The sequence below is a fragment of the Vibrio sp. Vb1755 genome, from assembly GCF_033338635.1.
In the GTDB taxonomy this organism is placed as follows: Bacteria; Pseudomonadota; Gammaproteobacteria; order Enterobacterales; family Vibrionaceae; genus Vibrio; species Vibrio alginolyticus.
The window spans coordinates 19,282-38,362 of the sequence record NZ_JAWOTA010000036.1 but is presented as its reverse complement, the minus strand read 5'-3'; the positions used below and the strand labels follow the sequence as shown (position 1 = coordinate 38,362).

General features: G+C 46.7%; 16 protein-coding genes. 7 read left to right on the top strand and 9 right to left on the bottom strand.

Features of this window, described 5'->3' with window-relative positions; all coding sequences use genetic code 11:
- Positions 1-313: 313 nt before the first annotated feature.
- The 6 genes from fre to trxA form a co-directional block, all read right to left on the bottom strand.
- A complete protein-coding gene (gene fre / locus R7E00_RS20975; RefSeq protein ID WP_005382872.1) occupies positions 314-1,027 on the bottom strand; it encodes an NAD(P)H-flavin reductase in 714 nt (237 codons plus the stop codon).
- 14 nt (positions 1,028-1,041) lie between these two features.
- Positions 1,042-1,311, bottom strand: a complete 270-nt coding sequence (locus tag R7E00_RS20970; RefSeq protein WP_009696789.1) for a 2Fe-2S iron-sulfur cluster-binding protein — start codon at positions 1,309-1,311, stop codon at positions 1,042-1,044.
- A complete protein-coding gene (gene ubiD, locus R7E00_RS20965) occupies positions 1,308-3,161 on the bottom strand; it encodes a 4-hydroxy-3-polyprenylbenzoate decarboxylase (RefSeq protein ID WP_262606412.1) in 1,854 nt (617 codons plus the stop codon). Before ubiD ends, R7E00_RS20970 begins: the two co-directional genes overlap by 4 nt.
- Positions 3,162-3,252: 91 nt before the next feature.
- Positions 3,253-4,245: a hypothetical protein gene (locus R7E00_RS20960; RefSeq protein WP_136976338.1), complete on the bottom strand. Its 993-nt coding sequence runs from the start codon at positions 4,243-4,245 to the stop codon at positions 3,253-3,255.
- Between the two features lie 105 nt (positions 4,246-4,350).
- Complete coding sequence (gene rho, locus R7E00_RS20955) at positions 4,351-5,610, bottom strand: transcription termination factor Rho (protein WP_005378757.1); 1,260 nt, start codon at positions 5,608-5,610, stop codon at positions 4,351-4,353.
- 196 nt (positions 5,611-5,806) lie between these two features.
- Positions 5,807-6,133, bottom strand: a complete 327-nt coding sequence (gene trxA, locus R7E00_RS20950; protein ID WP_004745500.1) for a thioredoxin TrxA — start codon at positions 6,131-6,133, stop codon at positions 5,807-5,809.
- Between the two features lie 111 nt (positions 6,134-6,244).
- On the opposite strand from trxA, the gene rhlB reads away from it, so the two are divergent.
- From rhlB to R7E00_RS20935, 3 genes are all read left to right on the top strand, one after another.
- Positions 6,245-7,564 (top strand): ATP-dependent RNA helicase RhlB, encoded by a 1,320-nt coding sequence (gene rhlB, locus R7E00_RS20945; protein ID WP_005378764.1) that lies wholly within the window; start codon positions 6,245-6,247, stop codon positions 7,562-7,564.
- A 20-nt stretch (positions 7,565-7,584) separates the two neighbouring features.
- Positions 7,585-9,078 carry a guanosine-5'-triphosphate,3'-diphosphate diphosphatase gene (gene gppA / locus R7E00_RS20940; RefSeq protein ID WP_262606413.1) on the top strand — a complete coding sequence of 498 codons (1,494 nt, stop codon included), beginning with the start codon at positions 7,585-7,587 and terminating at the stop codon, positions 9,076-9,078.
- A 172-nt stretch (positions 9,079-9,250) separates the two neighbouring features.
- A complete protein-coding gene (locus R7E00_RS20935; protein ID WP_025768970.1) occupies positions 9,251-10,894 on the top strand; it encodes a sugar nucleotide-binding protein in 1,644 nt (547 codons plus the stop codon).
- 221 nt (positions 10,895-11,115) lie between these two features.
- Here the strand turns inward: R7E00_RS20935 and R7E00_RS20930 are convergent, their stop codons facing one another.
- From R7E00_RS20930 to recQ, 3 genes are all read right to left on the bottom strand, one after another.
- On the bottom strand, positions 11,116-11,790 hold the full coding sequence (locus tag R7E00_RS20930) for a 7-cyano-7-deazaguanine/7-aminomethyl-7-deazaguanine transporter (RefSeq protein WP_005378770.1): 675 nt from the start codon (positions 11,788-11,790) through the stop codon (positions 11,116-11,118).
- A 234-nt stretch (positions 11,791-12,024) separates the two neighbouring features.
- Positions 12,025-12,330, bottom strand: coding sequence for a DUF3630 family protein (locus R7E00_RS20925; RefSeq protein WP_005378772.1), 306 nt, complete (start codon positions 12,328-12,330; stop codon positions 12,025-12,027).
- A gap of 8 nt (positions 12,331-12,338) precedes the next feature.
- Positions 12,339-14,174 carry an ATP-dependent DNA helicase RecQ gene (recQ, locus tag R7E00_RS20920; protein WP_005451195.1) on the bottom strand — a complete coding sequence of 612 codons (1,836 nt, stop codon included), beginning with the start codon at positions 14,172-14,174 and terminating at the stop codon, positions 12,339-12,341.
- A 178-nt stretch (positions 14,175-14,352) separates the two neighbouring features.
- On the opposite strand from recQ, the gene rarD reads away from it, so the two are divergent.
- The 4 genes from rarD to ggt all read left to right on the top strand — a co-directional run bounded on the left by rarD (position 14,353) and on the right by ggt (position 18,768).
- Complete coding sequence (rarD, locus tag R7E00_RS20915) at positions 14,353-15,270, top strand: EamA family transporter RarD (RefSeq protein WP_258481776.1); 918 nt, start codon at positions 14,353-14,355, stop codon at positions 15,268-15,270.
- A gap of 71 nt (positions 15,271-15,341) precedes the next feature.
- Positions 15,342-16,139, top strand: a complete 798-nt coding sequence (locus R7E00_RS20910) for an AraC family transcriptional regulator (RefSeq protein ID WP_005382915.1) — start codon at positions 15,342-15,344, stop codon at positions 16,137-16,139.
- 91 nt (positions 16,140-16,230) lie between these two features.
- Positions 16,231-16,890, top strand: a complete 660-nt coding sequence (locus tag R7E00_RS20905) for a LysE family translocator (protein WP_258481777.1) — start codon at positions 16,231-16,233, stop codon at positions 16,888-16,890.
- A gap of 111 nt (positions 16,891-17,001) precedes the next feature.
- Positions 17,002-18,768, top strand: coding sequence for a gamma-glutamyltransferase (gene ggt / locus R7E00_RS20900; RefSeq protein ID WP_262606414.1), 1,767 nt, complete (start codon positions 17,002-17,004; stop codon positions 18,766-18,768).
- The last annotated feature ends 313 nt before the right edge of the window (positions 18,769-19,081 follow it).

The following is a 19,081-nucleotide window of genomic DNA, read 5'->3' as shown; positions in this document are numbered from 1 at the left end:
TGATAGGTCTATATTGTTAAAGAGCTTGCTTTGCGAGAAGTTTTTCTCTCAAAGCGGAGGTGCATTCTAGCGATTTAATTGACAGTGTCAAACACTTTTTCAATTTTATTTTTCGTAGAAGCTTTCACCTCTCCGACCCTGCTGAAGCCTTATCGCGTCTGCCGTGTCGGTGGATGCGCATTATAGGGAACTCAGATCCGTTCGCAACCCTTTTTTGAAAAAAAATGGAAAAAAATGACTGTTCGATGACTATTTCATCAAAAAAGCAAAAAAGAGGGTAAAAAACCCTCTTTTTCTGCCTTAAAAGCCGTATTTAAATGAATGCGTACGCGTCTGCGAACATACGTTCGCTCTTCGCTTTCTTGTTCTGAGTGAACTGTTCACGTGCTGCGCCAGCCATTTCAAAACGACCTGCAATATAGATATCGTAGTTTTCTAAGCTTTCGAAATCTTCAGCTACAGCTTGTAGCACGTTACCAACTTTACCTTGCCAGTCTGCAGGAGCTTCTTCTACTACTGGCACAAAGTGAACATTGGCAAACTTGTCGGCAATCTCGACCAGTTCGTCTTTAGCATAAAGCTGGCAGTTATCGCGCGCCCCCCAATATAAATAGATAGGATTGGTTTTATTCTGCGCTACGCAGTGATCCAGAATCGAGCGAACGTAACTGAAGCCTGTACCACCAGCAATTAATAATAATGGGCGTTCGCTTTCTTCTTGAACCCAAGCATCGCCATGTGGCGCATCAATTTCAATCTGACCATCAGTTTCAAGCGCCGCTTGCATTGCTTCGACAACTTCTTGTGCATAAGCGTTGTGTTCCGCCGCACCGATGTGCAGTTCAAGTTCACCTTCATGACGACAAGGGCTGCTTGCGATAGAGAAAGGACGTTTGTCTTTTTCACCCATCACCACCATTAGGTACTGACCCGCTTTAAAAGGCACTGGTGATTCTGGATGAAGAAGGATTTGGTAAGTATTACAAGCTAACGGCTGAATAGACTTTACTTTACATTGGATGGTCATGGTGTTCCTCTCGCTTACTCGTCAAAAGTAAGCACTAAATTACTTTCTGTATAGGCTTGGCAAGGGAATATCCAGCCTTGCTGTTGCTCTTTTTCGGTTAGCATCGGTTCGAGGTGATAGCTCACCTCGCCCGTTAGCTTTTTACACATGCACATGGCGCAAGCGCCAACTTGGCAACGGTGCGGGAAGCGAATATTGTTGTTGAGCGCAGCTTCCAACACCGTCTCCCCTTCTTTTACTTGGAACGTAACGTCCATTGGTAGAAGGTGGACTTGATGACTCATAGAATACCTAACTGGTCCCAAATCTCATCGACTTTAGCCACAAGTTTAGGATCTTTTTTGATAGGCGTGCCCCACTCGCGCGTGACTTCAGATTCGAACTTGTTGGTCGCATCCAGTCCTAATTTGGATGAACTCTCAGTCTTACCAAGCACTTGAATCGTGTCTCTATCTGGGTCCATTCGAGTTGTCACCGCCCAAATGATGTCATTCCAATCTCGTGCGTTGACGTCATCGTCGCACAAAATAATGAATTTGTTATCCGTGTACTGAGCAAAGAAGTCCCACAAGTATTCCATCAATGCTTGAGATTGACCGGCTTGGTCTTTCTTCATAGTCACGACAGCAAATTGGTTGTTTGCTGTAACTGGAAGATAGACGTCAACAATCTCAGGGCGTTGCTGTTTCAACTCATTCAGTTCTGCTTCGGTAATCGCTTTGCTGTCTCGCTCAGTGACCTCGGTTCGCGTCGCCAGCTCGGCATCCCATTTAATGGTCGCATCTAAGCCCATTTTGGATCCAAGCCCAACCACAGGTGAAGCAAAGTCGAGCGAGTCGATTGGCGTGTTATCTATCATCAAAGTATCATGTACAGGGTCCATATGCTCTGACATGGCTTTAACGACATCATTCCAATCTCGTGCGTTTACCGATTCATCGCACACAATAACAAACTTGGTATACATGAATTGACGTAAGAAAGACCACACGCCCATCATTACGCGCTTGGCATGTCCTGGGTACTGCTTCTTCATGGTGACGACGGCCATTCGGTACGAACAACCTTCTGGCGGTAGATAGAAGTCTTCAATCTCTGGGAATTGCTTTTGCAGAATAGGCACAAACACTTCGTTTAATGCCACACCCAATACAGCTGGTTCATCTGGCGGACGACCTGTGTAGGTGCTGTGATAAATAGGGTCTTTATGCATAGTAATGTGCGTAATAGTAAATACGTGGTGCTTTTCTTTTTCGTTATAGTAGCCAGTGTGGTCACCGTAAGGACCTTCATCAGCAAACTCGTTCGGGTCGATATAGCCTTCCATCACGATTTCCGCGCTCGCTGGCACTTCCAAATCGTTGCTGACTGACTTCACGACTTCCGTTTTGCTTCCACGTAGCAAACCTGCAAATGCGTATTCCGATAGCGTATCTGGCACTGGTGTTACTGCGCCAAGAATGGTTGCTGGGTCTGCACCAAACGCGACCGAAACTGGGAAAGGTTTACCTGGGTTGGTTTCCATCCAATCGCGCAGATCAAGCGCACCACCACGATGGGCTAACCAACGCATGATGATTTTGTTCTTGGCAATTTTCTGCTGACGGTAAATGCCTAGGTTCTGACGTTTCTTAATTGGACCTTTGGTTACGGTTAAGCCCCAAGTAAGCAGCGGCGCTACATCTTCAGCCCAGCAGCTCATTACCGGAATTTTATCCAAGTCGACTTCATCACCTTGCCAAACAATGTCTTGGCATGGTGCTTTACGTAAACGCTTAGCCGGCATGTTCAATACTTGTTTGAACACAGGCAGTTTTTCTAAAGCGTCTTTGAAGCCTTTTGGTGGCTCAGGTTCTTTTAAATAAGCCAGCAGCTTACCGACTTCTCTTAATTCTTTAACGTCTTCACGTCCCATGCCGATTGCGACACGCTCTGGTGTACCAAACAGGTTAGTCAAAACAGGTACGTCGTAGCCGATTGGGTTCTCAAACAACAGCGCAGGTCCACCAGCACGCAAGGTGCGGTCGCTGATTTCTGTCATTTCATAAGCGGGATCGACAGGGTGAGTGATGCGTTTAAGTCGACCTTTCTGTTCTAGGTGGTCGATAAATTCGCGTAAATCCTTAAAACTCATAGGCCTTCATGCTGGCTGATTAAACTGTCCGCAGTATAACAAATAGGAGGACGCTAAGATCCTCCTATTTTGTGTGGGTATGTGAGCAAGATTACTTTAATACTTGTTCAATCTGCCGAGTCTTTATCTGATGGTTCGAAGATACTAACTCTTCCAACCAGGTTTGATGCCCTTGTTGAGCAAGCTCTCGAGCAACCATGGTTGCTTCTTCTGATAACGCCATTTTTCTAACTAGAAACTGCTTTACTTGCGGAGATAGAGGGTTAGATTTTGTAAGTAGACTAATAGCTTCTGGCTTGAGTGATGGGTTAACTGTGGCATTCATCAATTGCTGAATGGAAAAAACGTCTCCAACCGCAGCTAAACGCTCAAGTTCGGACTGGCTGTTGTAATCGGCTTTCATCCGCCAGAGTAAGTTGTACACTTCCTCATCCTGACTAACTTGTGCCAACCTGACTATCACGGCCGTCGAGGGTAACCAACTGGTCACATTTGCTTTGGTTAACTGGGCCGCTAATGCAGCAAGCGCGTTGGGTGATAAGCTGTCTAACTCTCGAATCAAAAGCGCTTCACGTGCTTGAGCTTGTTGAGATGGCCCTGTAAGCCATTGCTTTAAGTTAAGCTCTCTTCGTTCAGCTTGTAAGACAAAGTCCAAGGTACTTTGGTCTTGTTTCCAACGCTTAATCAAGCGACTCGCAATAACGGGAAAGTTAAAAGCGGGTACACTAAATTCATACCCATCACCTCGCTCTAACACTTGATAAGTCGGGGTCATACGGATCTGGGACTCAACAAACAGAGCCATTCGAGGCGTGAGAATCACATCTTGCTTTTCAAGCTTTTCCAATAATTGAAAGCGCACCACCTCTTGTTGAGGCAAAGCAAGTCTATCAAGGGCGAATTTAAGCGAGTCGACTTCATCTCTGACAGCGTAATCAAGCAGTTCAGAGACTTTAGTCTGTATTTGAGTATCCTGAAGCCACTGCTCTACTACAGACTCATGCATTTCCTTGGCAGATAATGTCGCAGGTAGAGTGATAAGTGACAAGCTCAGGAGTAATGACGACAACATTCCTTGTTGCATGTTAACCTCCCGATAACATTTCCTTCATTCTGATACTTCTATCGGGAGAAAGCAATAAAAAAGCCACCGATATACGGTGGCTTTTCGCAGAATGACTATTTGAGACTATTGACGACGCATCGCATCGAAGAACTCATCGTTGGTCTTCGTCATCGCTAGCTTGTCGATTAGGAATTCCATTGCGTCGATTTCGCCCATTGGGTGAACAATCTTACGCAGAATCCACATCTTCTGTAGTTCGTCAGTCTTCGTCAGTAGCTCTTCTCGACGTGTACCTGAGCGGTTGAAGTCAATCGCAGGGAATACACGCTTCTCAGCAATCTTACGGTTCAAGTGCAGTTCCATGTTACCTGTACCCTTGAACTCTTCGTAGATAACTTCATCCATTTTAGAACCAGTATCTACTAGTGCCGTTGCGATGATAGTTAGGCTGCCGCCTTCTTCTACGTTACGTGCAGCACCGAAGAAACGCTTAGGACGATGTAATGCGTTTGCATCCACACCACCTGTTAGTACTTTACCTGATGAAGGCACTACGGTGTTGTAAGCACGAGCTAGGCGAGTGATAGAGTCAAGCAAGATAACCACGTCTTTCTTATGTTCAACAAGACGTTTTGCCTTCTCGATCACCATTTCCGCTACTTGTACGTGACGAGATGCTGGCTCATCGAAAGTCGACGCAACCACTTCACCTTTAACTAGGCGTTGCATCTCGGTTACTTCTTCTGGACGTTCGTCGATAAGAAGAACCATCAACTCACACTCTGGGTGGTTGTACGCGATGCTTTGCGCGATGTTTTGCAGAAGCATTGTTTTACCCGCTTTAGGCGGAGCAACAATCAGACCACGTTGACCTTTACCGATTGGCGATGCCAAGTCTAAAACACGTGCTGTAATGTCTTCTGTTGAACCGTTACCACGCTCCATAACCATGCGCTCATTCGCATGTAGAGGGGTAAGGTTTTCAAATAGGATCTTGTTACGGGCGTTGTCTGGTTTATCGTCGTTAACGGTATTGACTTTTAGAAGGGCAAAGTAACGTTCACCGTCTTTTGGTGGACGAATTTTGCCAGCGATAGAGTCACCAGTACGTAGGTTAAAGCGACGAATCTGACTTGGTGATACGTAGATATCGTCCGGACCCGCAAGGTATGAACTATCTGCACTGCGTAGGAAACCAAAGCCGTCTTGCAGAATTTCCAGAACCCCATCGCCAAAGATGTCTTCGCCGCCTTTAGCGTGCGCTTTTAAAATCGCGAAGATGATGTCTTGTTTTCTTAAGCGAGCTAGGTTCTCTAATCCTAAGCTTTCGCCCAGTTTTACAAGGTCAGACACAGGTCTGTTCTTCAGTTCGGTAAGGTTCATGGTGGTGGATTCTTGTTTAGTCAAAATAAGATCTGTTTTCTAGTTAAGATGGATTTGGTCTCAGGATCGACCAAGAAGAGAAATTTGTTCAATTAACGCGCGATAAGTTAGCACTAATTAGTATTCTAGTCCAGAGTTAGAAAAACAAAACCGTGCATTGTAACTTTGCACGGTTTTATCTGTAATCACTTGGTGATTATAAGTTTGCGTCTAGGAACTCTTTTAGTTGAGTTTTAGACAGAGCACCTACTTTCGTTGCCGCTACGTTACCATCTTTAAATAGTAATAGCGTTGGAATGCCGCGAATACCAAACTTAGGTGGTGTACCTGCGTTATGGTCGATGTTTAGTTTACCGATAGTGAGTTTGCCTTCGTACTCGTCTGCGATTTCGTCCAAAATAGGAGCGATCATTTTACAAGGACCACACCATTCTGCCCAAAAATCCACTAGAACCGGGCCTGCAGCGTTGATTACATCGTTTTCAAAACCGTCATCAGTTAGCTGCAAAATCTTATCACTCATCTTCCACTCCAATGTGTTTTTCGAAACTGGTTGGATGATAACCAGTAATTAGATGCCCTATTGGAATGTATTTACTTTCGTATTGCAAGCTTTAGCTGATATTCTATAGCCATGAAAAAGACGCATATCACAGAGCAAAAGTTCGCCGATTTGGGCTTAAAGCCCCAAGTTATTGAAGGATTGGACAAAAAAGGGTTCGAATTTTGTACCCCTATCCAAGCCTTGGCGTTGCCGGTCCTGCTCACCGGCCAAGACATCGCAGGCCAGGCCCAAACGGGTACTGGTAAAACGCTCGCGTTTCTTACTGCTACGTTCAACCACCTTCTGACGACTCCGGAACATGAAGGTCGTAAGCCTACACAGCCACGCGCAATTATTATGGCGCCTACACGTGAGCTCGCTATTCAGATTTACAATGATGCAGAATCATTAACTGAAAGCACAGGTCTAAAAACCGCTCTAGCTTACGGTGGTGAAAGCTACGACAAGCAACTTGCGAAACTGCAAGACGGCGTAGATATTCTGATCGGAACAACAGGCCGTATCATCGATTTCTACAAACAGCGCGTATTTAACCTCAACAACATTCAAGCTGTTGTTCTGGACGAAGCCGACCGCATGTTCGATCTTGGCTTTATTAAAGACATTCGCTTCTTGTTCCGTCGTATGCCTGAGCCAAAAGAGCGTTTGAACATGCTGTTCTCAGCAACGCTGTCTTACCGCGTTCAAGAACTGGCATTCGAACACATGAATACTCCTGAGCATGTCGTTGTCGAACCAGAACAAAAAACTGGCCACCGTATCCAGGAAGAGCTTTTCTATCCTTCGAATGAAGACAAAATGGCGCTGCTTCAAACACTAATTGAAGAAGAGTGGCCAGATCGCGCTATCATTTTTGCCAATACCAAGCATAAGTGTGAATCGGTTTGGGGTCATTTGGCTGCCGATGGACATCGTGTAGGCCTTCTTACTGGCGATGTACCGCAGAAGAAGCGTGAGAAGATTCTTGAGCAATTCACCAAAGGTGATGTCGACATCTTAGTTGCAACTGACGTTGCAGCGCGTGGCCTGCATATTCCTCAGGTAACGCACGTTTTCAACTACGACCTTCCTGACGACTGTGAAGATTATGTTCACCGTATTGGCCGTACTGGTCGCGCTGGTGCGAGCGGTCATTCGATCAGTTTTGCTTGTGAAGAGTACGCGGTTAACCTACCAGCAATCGAAGAATACATTGAGCACACAATCCCAGTTTCAGAGTACGATTCGTCGGCACTGATTCAAGATCTACCGGCTCCGATTCGTATGCGTGCACCACGCAACCAACAGCGCCGCACGAATACTGGCGGTACCCGCTCTGGTTCTGGCAACCGTAAGCCGCAGGGACGTCGTCCACGCCAACCGCGTCAATCGGCACCAAAACAATCGTAATAGGAAACTGAGTTCGTTTTATGAGTCAAGCAGGATCATCACCGCTATATGCCGCCATCGACCTCGGGTCGAACAGTTTTCACATGCTCGTTGTGCGTCACATCGATGGCAGCGTTCAAACAATGGCTAAAATTAAGCGCAAAGTTCGTCTAGCAGCGGGCTTAGATGAACATAATTCTCTTAGTATGGAAGCTATGCAGCGAGGATGGGACTGCTTAAGTCTATTTGCGGAACGCTTGCAGGACATTCCTAAACAAAACATTCGCATCGTCGGTACAGCAACATTACGTACCGCGACCAATGTAGATGTGTTTTTAGAAAAGGCTAACCAAATTCTAGGCCAGCCTATCGAAGTGATTACTGGTGAAGAAGAAGCTGCCACTATCTATAAAGGTGTCGCTCACACCTCTGGCGGTAGTGGTCGTCGCCTTGTAGTCGATATCGGTGGAGCAAGTACCGAACTGATTATCGGTGAAGGTTTCGAAGCCAAAGCACTGACCAGCTTAAAAATGGGCTGCGTGACTTGGCTTGAAAACTTCTTTAAAGATCGCCAATTGAATGCTCGTAACTTTGACGCGGCAATTGAAGGAGCGAAACAGACCATTCAGCCGATTTTAGAACGTTATACAGAAATTGGTTGGGATGTGTGTGTTGGTGCATCAGGCACTGTTCAGGCATTGCAAGAGATAATGCTGGCGCAAGGCATGGACGAAGTAATCACTCACTCCAAACTCAAGCGTCTACAGAAGCAAGCCATGTTGGCCGACCATTTAGAAGAGCTCGATATTGAAGGCTTAACACTTGAGCGGGCATTAGTGTTCCCTAGTGGCCTCTCTATTTTGATTGCCGTTTTTGAATTGCTTGAAATCGATGCTACGACACTCGCTGGCGGCGCACTACGCGAAGGCTTAGTGTATGAGATGGTTGAAGAGCTTCGTCAAGAAGACATTCGTGCCCGCACTATCGCTAGCGTACAAAATCGCTATCAGCTCGATCACCAATACGGCGAACAAGTCGCTACTCTGGCACACACGCTTTTACAGCAAGCTGGGGGCGATGAGTGGATTACAGAGCCTCAGGGCAAGATATTACTCGAGACCGCCGCAAAACTGCATGAAATTGGTTTAACTATCGATTTCAAAAAAGGCGGAGAGCATAGTGCTTACTTGCTGCAGAATTTGGATCTGCCTGGTTACACGCGCGCGCAGAAGTTCTTTATTGGTGAAGTGGCTCGTCGCTATCGCGAACAACTCACTTCTTTACCTGAGCAGCATGCATTATCAGGCTCGAGTGCAAAACGAGTATTGAGATTGTTGCGTCTTGCGGTTCTGCTCAGCCATCGTCGCAATCCTGATCTAGAGCCAAATGTGACTCTAACGGTTGAAGGCGACAATCTAACGTTACACATTGATGCGCAATGGCTAGAGAAAAACCCACTGACTGCGGCTGAGTTGGAAATTGAATCCAACCGTCAGACAGACATCGGCTGGCCATTAAATATCGTAGCAAAATAAGCGAATATCACTGCCTTACAATACTAAAGCCCAGGCGTTCGCTTGGGCTTTTTTGCTTCTATTTCCCCTACAAAACGTGCTGCCCAGCAAAAATCTCAGCTTCTCCGCTCTACATCGAAAAACAGCCATGCTTTATTGATAAACACGATTTAGCCAACCAAGATGCACCATAATGAAAACCGTTTTAATGACTGGCTTAACTGGCACTCTCGCCCCTATAGTTGCTCATCAGTTCCAACTTCGCGGCTGGAATGTATTGGAATGGAATCACCATCAAATCCCGCCGGATGATCTACAGCAAAGTGAGCAATTTTGGCAGCAGCACCACATTGATGCGGTGTGCCATATGGCGATGGGGAGTGAAGCGTGGGCAGCGTGGCTTGGTGAGCACTGCAAACGCCATAATATTCCTTACCTCTTTGTCAGCACAGCAATGGTATTTGATGCCACAAAAAACGGGCCTTATGGCATCTTTGAAGAAAGAAACACCCAAGATGATTACGGCAAATACAAAGTTCGTTGTGAAGATGCAATCTGGCAAGCAAATCCAGATGCGATGGTTGCTCGAATTGGTTGGCAGCTCCATCACCAAGCAGAAGGCAATAACATGTTGGCGCATCTCGACCGCCAACATGAAGAGTACGGCGTTATTACCGCTAGCACAGCTTGGTATCCCGCGACTTCTCATATGGACGATACTGCACTCGCCTTTTTGCAGCTTATTGAGCGGAACGAAGCCGGTTTATACCATCTTGATAGCAACTTAAAGGATAAGTGGAATTTCTACGAACTCGTTTGTGCACTCAAACAGCATTACAACAAGCCATGGCAAGTGCTGCCAAGCAATGACTATCACCATGACCAACGTCTAACCGATGAACGAATTGCCTTGCCGCCATTGAGTGAACGTTTCAACAAACCAGAGCAAATCCAGCAAGCCGGCATCATAGGAATCAACTGGGGACGCACGCACATTCCCCACTATCGAAACAATGGTGTATCGGTCACAACGTTATGCGCCAACCAAATAGAACCGCTTCAGCAAGCGTGCAGTGAAGAAGCAATCCCAAAGGCAGAAACGAACATCAGCGCACTCAAGCAACTTGATGTAGTGACAATCGCGACACCTGCGCATACTCATGCAGAGATAATTAAGAAGTTAGGTTCAACCAAGCTAATTTGTGAAAAGCCATTGGTGGGATTGAATTCCGACATCACTCACTGGCAGCAACCGAACTCCAACCTATTGGTTAATTACGCCTTTGCTCAGCTTAATACCGCCAAGACGATAGAGAAGTGGCTCGCCTCGCAAACCCAACCTTGTGTGGTCAATCTAGTCACCCAAGTTAATCTACCAGGCACCTTCACGCTCAAAGAGTGGTTTCTTGAGACAGCTAGCCACCCTATTTCTTGGTTGCTGCATTGCTTCGGAGACTACTCTCAATCAACACTGGTTGAGGAAAACGGCCAACTGATCGTTGAGCTGCAATGTGACGACCACCAGCTAAGGTTTGTATTTGAACTAACAGGTGAACCGGGCATCGAGCACAATCTAACGATTCAATCCAACCAGACCTTAACCAGCAAAGGCTACTACCGTGTCGGAGAAAAATGGCGTTTCGAGCCCATTCTCGTTAATGGCAACGCGATAAATGATGGAGAGTACAGCGAGTCTGATTGCTGGCAGGACGCCAATCAACGCAGTGTCGGTTTGATGTTGGCGATGTTCAATCAAAGCATCAGCTGGGATAACGGCCTGCAACTTGGCGCCTTCGATGCGCAAAAAGCCATTTTGATTGAGAAGATGCTCTGTTAGCCATTTCACCAGCGAGCTTCCTCTACGTTCCGTATCTTCGATTAAAAGGTCTCACTCGGGACCTTTTTATTGCTCATTTTTACCTTCGTACAGCTTAGGGAGCTTTTGGACACCCATGATCTAATTACTCCCTACGCTGTACAAAACGCTCTAAACCCAAGTAAACAGGCACAAAAAAGCCGCTTGATTTGAGCAAGCGGCTTTCGGGGTTCCCACTGATATTAAGACTGAACGCTTGTCGTCACCTTAAAGTCAGGGTTCACCGCAGTCAGCTTCTTGATGAGGTAATTCAGTAATACGCCGTACATAGGAACGAACAAACCAAGACTAATAATCAGTTTGAAGCCGTAATCCACCAGCGCGATTTCCGTCCAATGCTCCGCCATGAATGGATCTGGACTTTGGTAGAACGCAATGGCGAAGAAAGCGATGGTATCAAGTGCATTACCGAAAAGCGTTGAACACGTTGGTGCCACCCACCATTGCTTCATTTGGCGTAGGCGGTTGAACACATGCACATCCATGATCTGACCAAGTAGGTACGCCATGAAGCTAGCAATCGCGATACGAGCAACGAATAAGTTAAATTCCCCTAAGTGACCAAAACCTTGGAATTGACCTTCGAAGAACACCACCGATAAGAAGTAAGACACTGCCAAAGCAGGCAACATCACTAAGAAGATAATCTTACGCGCCAACTGAGCACCGAAAATACGCACAGTTAAGTCAGTCGCTAGGAATATAAATGGGAAAGTGAATGCGCCCCAAGTGGTATGGAAACCGAAAATAGTAAACGGTAGCTGAACTAGGTAATTGCTAGATGCAATAATGACTAGGTGGAATAGAACCAGATAGATAAGGGCGTTGCGCTGCTGCGCAGGGGTAAAGTTACTCATGCGATACCTTTTTAGTTTGGTTTGGGGGTGAGGGAACCCAAATCGAGTCACTGAATAAAGTGGCTCTTACCAACAATGTAAAATGAAAAATAAACTGGCTTGGCTCATTCTGAGCGAAGCGGTGGGCGATTATACATTAACCACTTTTCGCCGCAAGTCGTCTGTTTGACGCAAACGTTTAAGCATAAAAAAGGGTGTTTCATGTGAAACACCCTTTCAAGAAAAACTCTATTTTTAGAAGCCGCGTTGGAACAACCCTGCAAGATAATCCAACTCTTCCCTGCTCTCTTCAATCGCTAACGCTTCAAACCAAATCGCTTCGCTGTAATGCTCTGCCTTCATAAACAGTCGGCAACCTTCAAAGTCAATCAGCCAAGAGTGAATGTCTGCATCCCATTGCTTTTCCACCACAGTAGCAGAAAGCAGTCCGACTAAACGCTCACCTAAGGCAGGAAAGCTATCAAGGTCAAAGCTCGGCGCAGTAATGATTAAGCGCCCTTCTTGTGCCATATAGTCCGCTAAGCCAAATTCCTTTTGCATCTGGTTCCTTATCCGTGGTGAGTAATGTGTTCTTGAATCAAATCGAGGAATGGGTCGGCGTACTTCTCCAGTTTGCGCTGACCAACGCCGCTGACTGCCAGCATTTCGCCGTAAGACGTTGGCAGAATTTCCGCCATATCAATCAAAGTTGCGTCACTGAAGACCACGTATGGTGGCAAACCATCTTCATCAGCAATCGACTTACGCAGCTTACGTAACTTAGCAAACAGCTTTTTGTCGTAGTTCTTGCTGGTCAGTTTATCTGATTTAGCCGCACGTGCTGCGGTGTCTAAACGCGGAACCGCTAACTCCAGAGTCACATCGCCACGCAGCAGCGGACGCGCCTCTTCGGTAAGTTGCAGCGTTGAGTTACGCGTGATGTTTTGAAACAACAGCCCTTTGTGGATTAACTGACGGAAGATACTCACCCAGTAATCGTGGCTATGATCGCGACCTATCGCGTAGGTAGAAATCTTATCGTGGCCGTTTTCACGTACACGAATGTTTTGCATGCCACGTAGCACTTCTACCACGTAACCCATACCAAAGCTTTGATTAACGCGATAGACACAAGATAACGCCTTACGCGCTTCTTCCGTGGCATCAAAGTGTTTCGGTGGATCTAAGCAAATATCGCAGTTGCCACATGGCTTCTCACGATACTCACCAAAGTAATTTAATAGCACCTGACGACGACAAGTCTGCGCCTCAGCAAAGGCACTCATCGCATTCAGTTTGTGGGTTTCCACCTGCTTCTGTGGACCATCGTCTTTCTCATCCAACATACGGCGCAGCCAACTGATGTCCGCTGGGTCATACAACATCATCGCTTCCGCAGGTAAACCATCACGCCCTGCACGACCGGTTTCCTGATAGTAGGATTCAATGTTACGCGGGATATCAAAGTGAACCACAAACCGAACGTTTGGTTTGTTGATGCCCATACCGAATGCCACGGTCGCCACGACAATTTGGATGTCATCACGTTGGAAAGCTTCTTGAACATAAGCGCGCTCATCGGCATCCATACCTGCGTGATAACCAGCAGCACGAATGTGGTTGTTGCATAGCTTCTCTGTCACCATCTCAACTTTCTTACGGCTACCACAATAGATGATGCCGCAATTACCCTTTTGGGTTTCAAGATAACGAACGATTTGCGAAACCGGTTTGTGCTTCTCAACTAAGTTGTAGCGGATGTTAGGACGGTCGAAGCTGCCTAGGTAAACCTCTGGATTATTCAGTTGCAGACGCTCAAGAATATCTCGGCGCGTTGCGTCATCTGCGGTCGCCGTCAGCGCCATAAATGGCACATGGGAAAACTGCTGCTTAAGCTGACCAAGCGCGGCGTATTCTGGACGAAAATCGTGTCCCCATTGGGAAATACAGTGCGCTTCATCGACAGCAATCATCGATAGCGGCAAGTTTTCCAAACGCTCAATGAAGTCACGCATCAATACGCGCTCTGGCGAGACGTACACCAACTTAAGATGACCTGTGTGCATACGGTTATACACGCTGAGCAGCTCTTCACGAGGCATGGTCGAGTTAATGCACTCAGCCGCTACACCGTTGGCTTTAAGCTGGTCCACTTGGTCCTTCATCAGCGAGATAAGTGGAGAGATCACCAAAGTAATGCCAGAGCGAACCAAAGCAGGAATTTGATAACACAGCGACTTACCGCCACCAGTAGGCAGGATAACTAAGCTGTCGCGACCTTCTACCGCGGCATCAATCACCAACTGCTGACCATCACGGAACTCTTGGTAACCAAACACATCCTCCAACACACGTTGAGGCGTTACAGGCGAATCAGATTGTTCGGCTAACAAGGTCGAGGTCATGAAAAGTCTCAGATTGGGTCTTAAAAAAGAGGTGCTTATGCATACCACTGGCACACAAAGTGAGGGCACATTGTAATGGGGTTTCATGGTGAATAAAACCGCAAATTGTTAGGTGTTTCGCATCACGACTCGTATACTGATTTTCTGCTCTATAAAACACACAATTAGGTGACACTTCATGACACCAGAAGACGAACAACAACGCGCGCGGCAAGGTATCTTGCTAGCGATTGGTGCGTATACCATGTGGGGCATTGCGCCGATGTACTTTAAGTCCATCGCACAAGTATCTCCTTTGGAAATTCTAAGCCACCGAGTGATATGGTCTTTCTTTTTGCTTGCTGCACTCCTCCATTTTGGCCGTCACTGGCGCTCGGCTTACCACATCGCGAAAGACAAAACGAAAATCGCTTACCTGATCGCAAGTTCCATGCTAATTGGCGGTAATTGGTTGATTTTCATTTGGGCGGTAAACTCGAATCATATGCTCGACGCCAGCTTAGGTTATTACATTAACCCACTGATCAACGTCTTACTCGGGATGGTCTTCCTTGGTGAGCGACTGCGTAAATTACAGTGGTTCGCGGTTGTATTGGCAGGTTGTGGCGTACTCGTTCAACTGATTGTATTTGGCTCCGTACCTGTTGTTGCGATGGCGTTAGCAATAAGCTTCGGCTTTTATGGCTTATTAAGAAAGAAAGTCAGTGTCGATGCAAAAACTGGCTTGTTTATCGAGACATTACTTCTACTGCCAGTGGCCGCTGTTTATTTGCTTTTTGTTGCCGATACACCAACCTCAAATATGCTTACGAATCCACTTACGTTAAATAGTTTGTTGATCGCGGCTGGGGTTATAACAACCCTGCCACTGCTGTGCTTTACGGGTGCAGCAACAAGACTCAAATTATCGACTTTGGGCTTTTTCCAATATATAGGCCCAAGCTTAATGTTTTTACTTGCAGTATTGATGTATGGCGAACCCTTTACCATGGATAAAGCGATCACTTTCGTCTTTATTTGGGGAGCACTAGTCGTGTTTAGCTTTGATGGATTACGTAATAACCGTCGCTCACGCCGAATCGTTCAGCCACAGTGATCGTTTTTTACAAGACAAGTTAGAAATTGCCAGATAAGCTTGGTCATAATGTGACCAAGCTTTTTTATTTAATGGAACATATTCAGTACTACGCAACCGACCATGACAACTTGAGTCTAATAGAGGCGAAATACCAGAAATTTGCTTTTCAAAGGCATTACCATCTGGATTTTCATCTCGGCCTGATCACGCATGGTGCGCAGAAGTTCCAATACCAAGGTAATAGCCACCAAGTTGGTCACGGGCAAATTGTGATTATGCCGCCGGATGAGCTGCACGACGGGCAATCTAAGCTCGAGAGTGGCTACGAAGTAAATGTGTTTGCGATCGAACCTCATCTATTGAGCGATCTGGCTGATCTTAAGCAAAACGGTCAAATAATACACTTCAACGAACTGATCATCTCGGATCCGCAGATATTTTCACAACTTAGTAACTTACACGGGCTGCTTCGTCGTGAAAACCTCAGCCAACTCACCAAAGATTGCCTTCCTTTTGAAGGATTTAACCAACTTTTTGATCGCTACGGATCGCTTGAGCGACAAAAAGTGGTGCCGCTAGGAAACCAATCGCTTGGGACGTTAAAAGATTATCTAATGGCTAACCTTGACCAAGCGGTGCGTTTGGATTCACTTTCAGAGCTGTGCCAACTGAGCCCAACTCAGTTCCAGCGCCACTTTAAAGCGCAAACTGGCATGACGCCTTATGCATGGTTCGCACGCCTGCGCCTTGAACAAGGCATGAAGTTACTGCAAGCTGGTCAATGTGGTACCGACGTCGCTCATCAAATCGGTTTCTATGATCAAGCGCATTTCAGCAAAGCGTTTAAACAGACCTACGGCGTTTCCCCTTCTCAAGTGGCTCGTTAATTTCATTTACCGAGAAAGCTGTCAGTTTTTTACAAGCGCCACAGGTGACTTACCACGACAATAGCCGCATTGGTTAAATTTGAGATGTGTTATGAATGAATCCACCATATTGCTGACACTCGTCAGCATTCACTTTATTGCCCTAATGAGTCCAGGTCCGGACTTTGCGCTGGTCGTACAAAATGCGACGCGTCATGGTCGTCAAACTGGCTTGTACATTGCGTTGGGATTGTCCGTCGGTATTTTGCTGCACTCTTTGTTCAGCCTGACAGGTGTGAGTTTTGTCGTCCACCAGCACCCAGTGCTGTATTCCGTGGTACAACTGCTCGGTGGTAGTTACCTGCTCTACTTGGGAATTGGCGCATTGCGTGCCGTGATCTCGATGATCCAAAACCCACTGACGGATCAACCTAAGAAGCAAAATAACCTAGTGATCAGCAATAAGCGTCAAGCGTTTGCTAAAGGGTTTGCGACCAACATTCTTAACCCAAAAGCCCTGGTGTTCTTTGTCAGTTTGATGTCGAGTTTAGTCCCAGCAGGTATGTCGATTACTGGCAAAGGTATTGCACTGGTCATCCTGTTTGGCTTGTCGCTATTCTGGTTCTCTAGCCTTGCATGGATGCTGTCGACACAGCGCTTACAGCGTAAATTGCAACAAGCGGGTATCTACATCGACGGTCTATGCGGCGTGGTATTTACTCTAGTGGGCGGCAGTATTCTATACCAAACTATCAATACTTTTATCGGATAAAGTACTGATTTAAAAGCGTAGCACAATCGACATTTCTAAGATTGCTGACTCGACGTGACTCTCCATAACTGCCAAGCTCAAAGCACAAAACTGGCAACATGGAGAGTCATCATGCATTGGACGTTCAACCGACTCGTGACCACGGGTCTTTTTCTTACTTCCCCACTAATCTTATCTACCTCAGTCTTTGCTAACCAAGCAGCAGATGCGGTTGCGCCGGAGCACAGCACTGGCTTCGAGCAAAAACAATTGATCAAAGCGAAAGATTATATGGTTACCGCTGCTAACCCAATTGCAACCCAAGCTGGTGCGGATGTTATTGCCCAAGGTGGTAATGCTATTGATGCTATGGTTGCCGTGCAGCTGATGCTGGGCTTGGTAGAACCGCAATCATCAGGCATTGGTGGTGGCGCCTTCTTAGTGTATTGGGACAGTGAGAAACAAAAACTGACTACGTATGATGGACGCGAAACCGCACCGCTCGCCGCAACGCCGAAACTCTTCCTAGATGACAAAGGACAACCACTGCAATTTTACGATGCGGTTGTCGGTGGGCGTTCCGTTGCCACTCCTGGTACAGTGAAACTGCTGTGGGACACGCACCAGAAATACGGCAAGTTGGAATGGAAGAAGATAATCCAACCCGTGATTACCTTGGCTGAGCAAGGTTTCGAAGTCAGTCCTCGCCTCGCGAGTCTGATTGAGAAAGATGCTAAGCGCCTATCACGCTTCCCTGCGACTAAGGCTTACTTCTTCAATCCAGACGGCTCACCAAAAGCCGAAGGCACGTTGTTGAAGAACCCTGAATACGCGCAAACTCTGACGGCAATTGCAGAGCAAGGGGCAAAAGCTTTCTATCAAGGCGATATCGCCACAGACATCATCAAGACCGTACAAAATGCACCGGGCAATCCTGGCGTATTGGCACAACCTGACTTTGATGCGTTCCAAATCAAGCAACGTGAACCGGTTTGTGCGGCTTACCAAAGCTATGATATCTGCGGCATGGGACCACCTAGCTCTGGCGCATTGACGGTTGGACAGATTCTCGCGATCACCGAGCAATACGATCTTAAAGGTTGGGGAGCCGAAAGCGCGAAATCATGGCAAGTGATCGCCGATGCATCGCGCCTTGCGTTCGCGGATCGTGGTAAATACATGGCTGACCAAGATTATGTGCCAATGCCAACCGAAGGCTTGCTTGATAAAGATTATCTCAAACAACGTGCTGAGCTCATTCAAGTCGGTAAAGCCTTGAGTAAGGCTGAAGCCGGTAATCCTCCTTGGTCGCACGCCATGAACTTAAGCATGGACCAATCGATCGAGCTGCCTTCCACCAGCCATTTCAATATCGTCGATAAGCAAGGCAATGTGGTTTCAATGACAACAACCATCGAGAACGCCTTTGGCTCACGCTTGATGGTACGCGGCTTCTTGCTCAATAACGAACTGACCGATTTCTCTTTCCGCACGCATCAAGATGGTGTGCCAATCGCAAACCGATTAGAACCGGGCAAACGCCCACGTTCATCTATGGCACCAACCATTATGATGAAGGATGACAAGCCTTACATGGCAATTGGCTCACCGGGTGGCAGCCGCATTATTGGTTACGTCGCACAAGCCATTATCGCCCACACGCAATGGGATATGGACATCCAAAGCGCGATTAATCAGCCACGATTGCTGAACCGTTTTGGCACCTTAGATATTGAGCAAGGTACCGCCGCAGAGGGCTTACAGCCTCCTCTGGAGAAGATGGGCTTTAAAACCGATGTTCGGGATTTGAACTCTGGTCTGCATGCGATACGAATAACAAAAGACGGTCTTGAAGGCGCTGCGGATCCAAGACGTGAAGGTGCCGCTATCGGGCAGTAAGAGTCTTTCGCTCGACCCCTTGTGCGAGATCTCTCACAAAGGGTTGAGCAAACCTCTCTTTTTTAATGGTAAAACCGTACAGAAAAGAGCATAAGCCATTGAATTTAATACTCATGTATCTTTTTTGAACGCTAAGAGAGTTAAAAAATGTGAGATTAGCCCGTTGTTGGAAATCGTTAAACACGTAATATTAAACCTGTCGGAAGGATGCTGACACGGAACAGGAAACACCACGGACTTGGTGAACTTCAGGAAGAAGAAACGGTTATTCAGGATGAATAGTCGGGCATGGATTGCAAAATTGGACATTGAA

Excerpts from the sequence above, each read along its gene's own strand:
- gppA (WP_262606413.1), top strand. The coding sequence starts at position 7,585 with ATGAGTCAAGCAGGATCATCACCGCTATATGCCGCCATCGACCTCGGG.
- rho (WP_005378757.1), bottom strand. The coding sequence starts at position 5,610 with ATGAACCTTACCGAACTGAAGAACAGACCTGTGTCTGACCTTGTAAAA.
- trxA (WP_004745500.1), bottom strand. The coding sequence starts at position 6,133 with ATGAGTGATAAGATTTTGCAGCTAACTGATGACGGTTTTGAAAACGAT.
- recQ (WP_005451195.1), bottom strand. The coding sequence starts at position 14,174 with ATGACCTCGACCTTGTTAGCCGAACAATCTGATTCGCCTGTAACGCCT.
- R7E00_RS20905 (WP_258481777.1), top strand. The coding sequence starts at position 16,231 with ATGAATGAATCCACCATATTGCTGACACTCGTCAGCATTCACTTTATT.
- R7E00_RS20960 (WP_136976338.1), bottom strand. The coding sequence starts at position 4,245 with ATGCAACAAGGAATGTTGTCGTCATTACTCCTGAGCTTGTCACTTATC.
- R7E00_RS20925 (WP_005378772.1), bottom strand. The coding sequence starts at position 12,330 with ATGCAAAAGGAATTTGGCTTAGCGGACTATATGGCACAAGAAGGGCGC.
- R7E00_RS20970 (WP_009696789.1), bottom strand. The coding sequence starts at position 1,311 with ATGAGTCATCAAGTCCACCTTCTACCAATGGACGTTACGTTCCAAGTA.
- R7E00_RS20930 (WP_005378770.1), bottom strand. The coding sequence starts at position 11,790 with ATGAGTAACTTTACCCCTGCGCAGCAGCGCAACGCCCTTATCTATCTG.
- rarD (WP_258481776.1), top strand. The coding sequence starts at position 14,353 with ATGACACCAGAAGACGAACAACAACGCGCGCGGCAAGGTATCTTGCTA.
- ggt (WP_262606414.1), top strand. The coding sequence starts at position 17,002 with ATGCATTGGACGTTCAACCGACTCGTGACCACGGGTCTTTTTCTTACT.
- R7E00_RS20910 (WP_005382915.1), top strand. The coding sequence starts at position 15,342 with ATGGAACATATTCAGTACTACGCAACCGACCATGACAACTTGAGTCTA.
- rhlB (WP_005378764.1), top strand. The coding sequence starts at position 6,245 with ATGAAAAAGACGCATATCACAGAGCAAAAGTTCGCCGATTTGGGCTTA.
- R7E00_RS20935 (WP_025768970.1), top strand. The coding sequence starts at position 9,251 with ATGAAAACCGTTTTAATGACTGGCTTAACTGGCACTCTCGCCCCTATA.
- ubiD (WP_262606412.1), bottom strand. The coding sequence starts at position 3,161 with ATGAGTTTTAAGGATTTACGCGAATTTATCGACCACCTAGAACAGAAA.
- fre (WP_005382872.1), bottom strand. The coding sequence starts at position 1,027 with ATGACCATCCAATGTAAAGTAAAGTCTATTCAGCCGTTAGCTTGTAAT.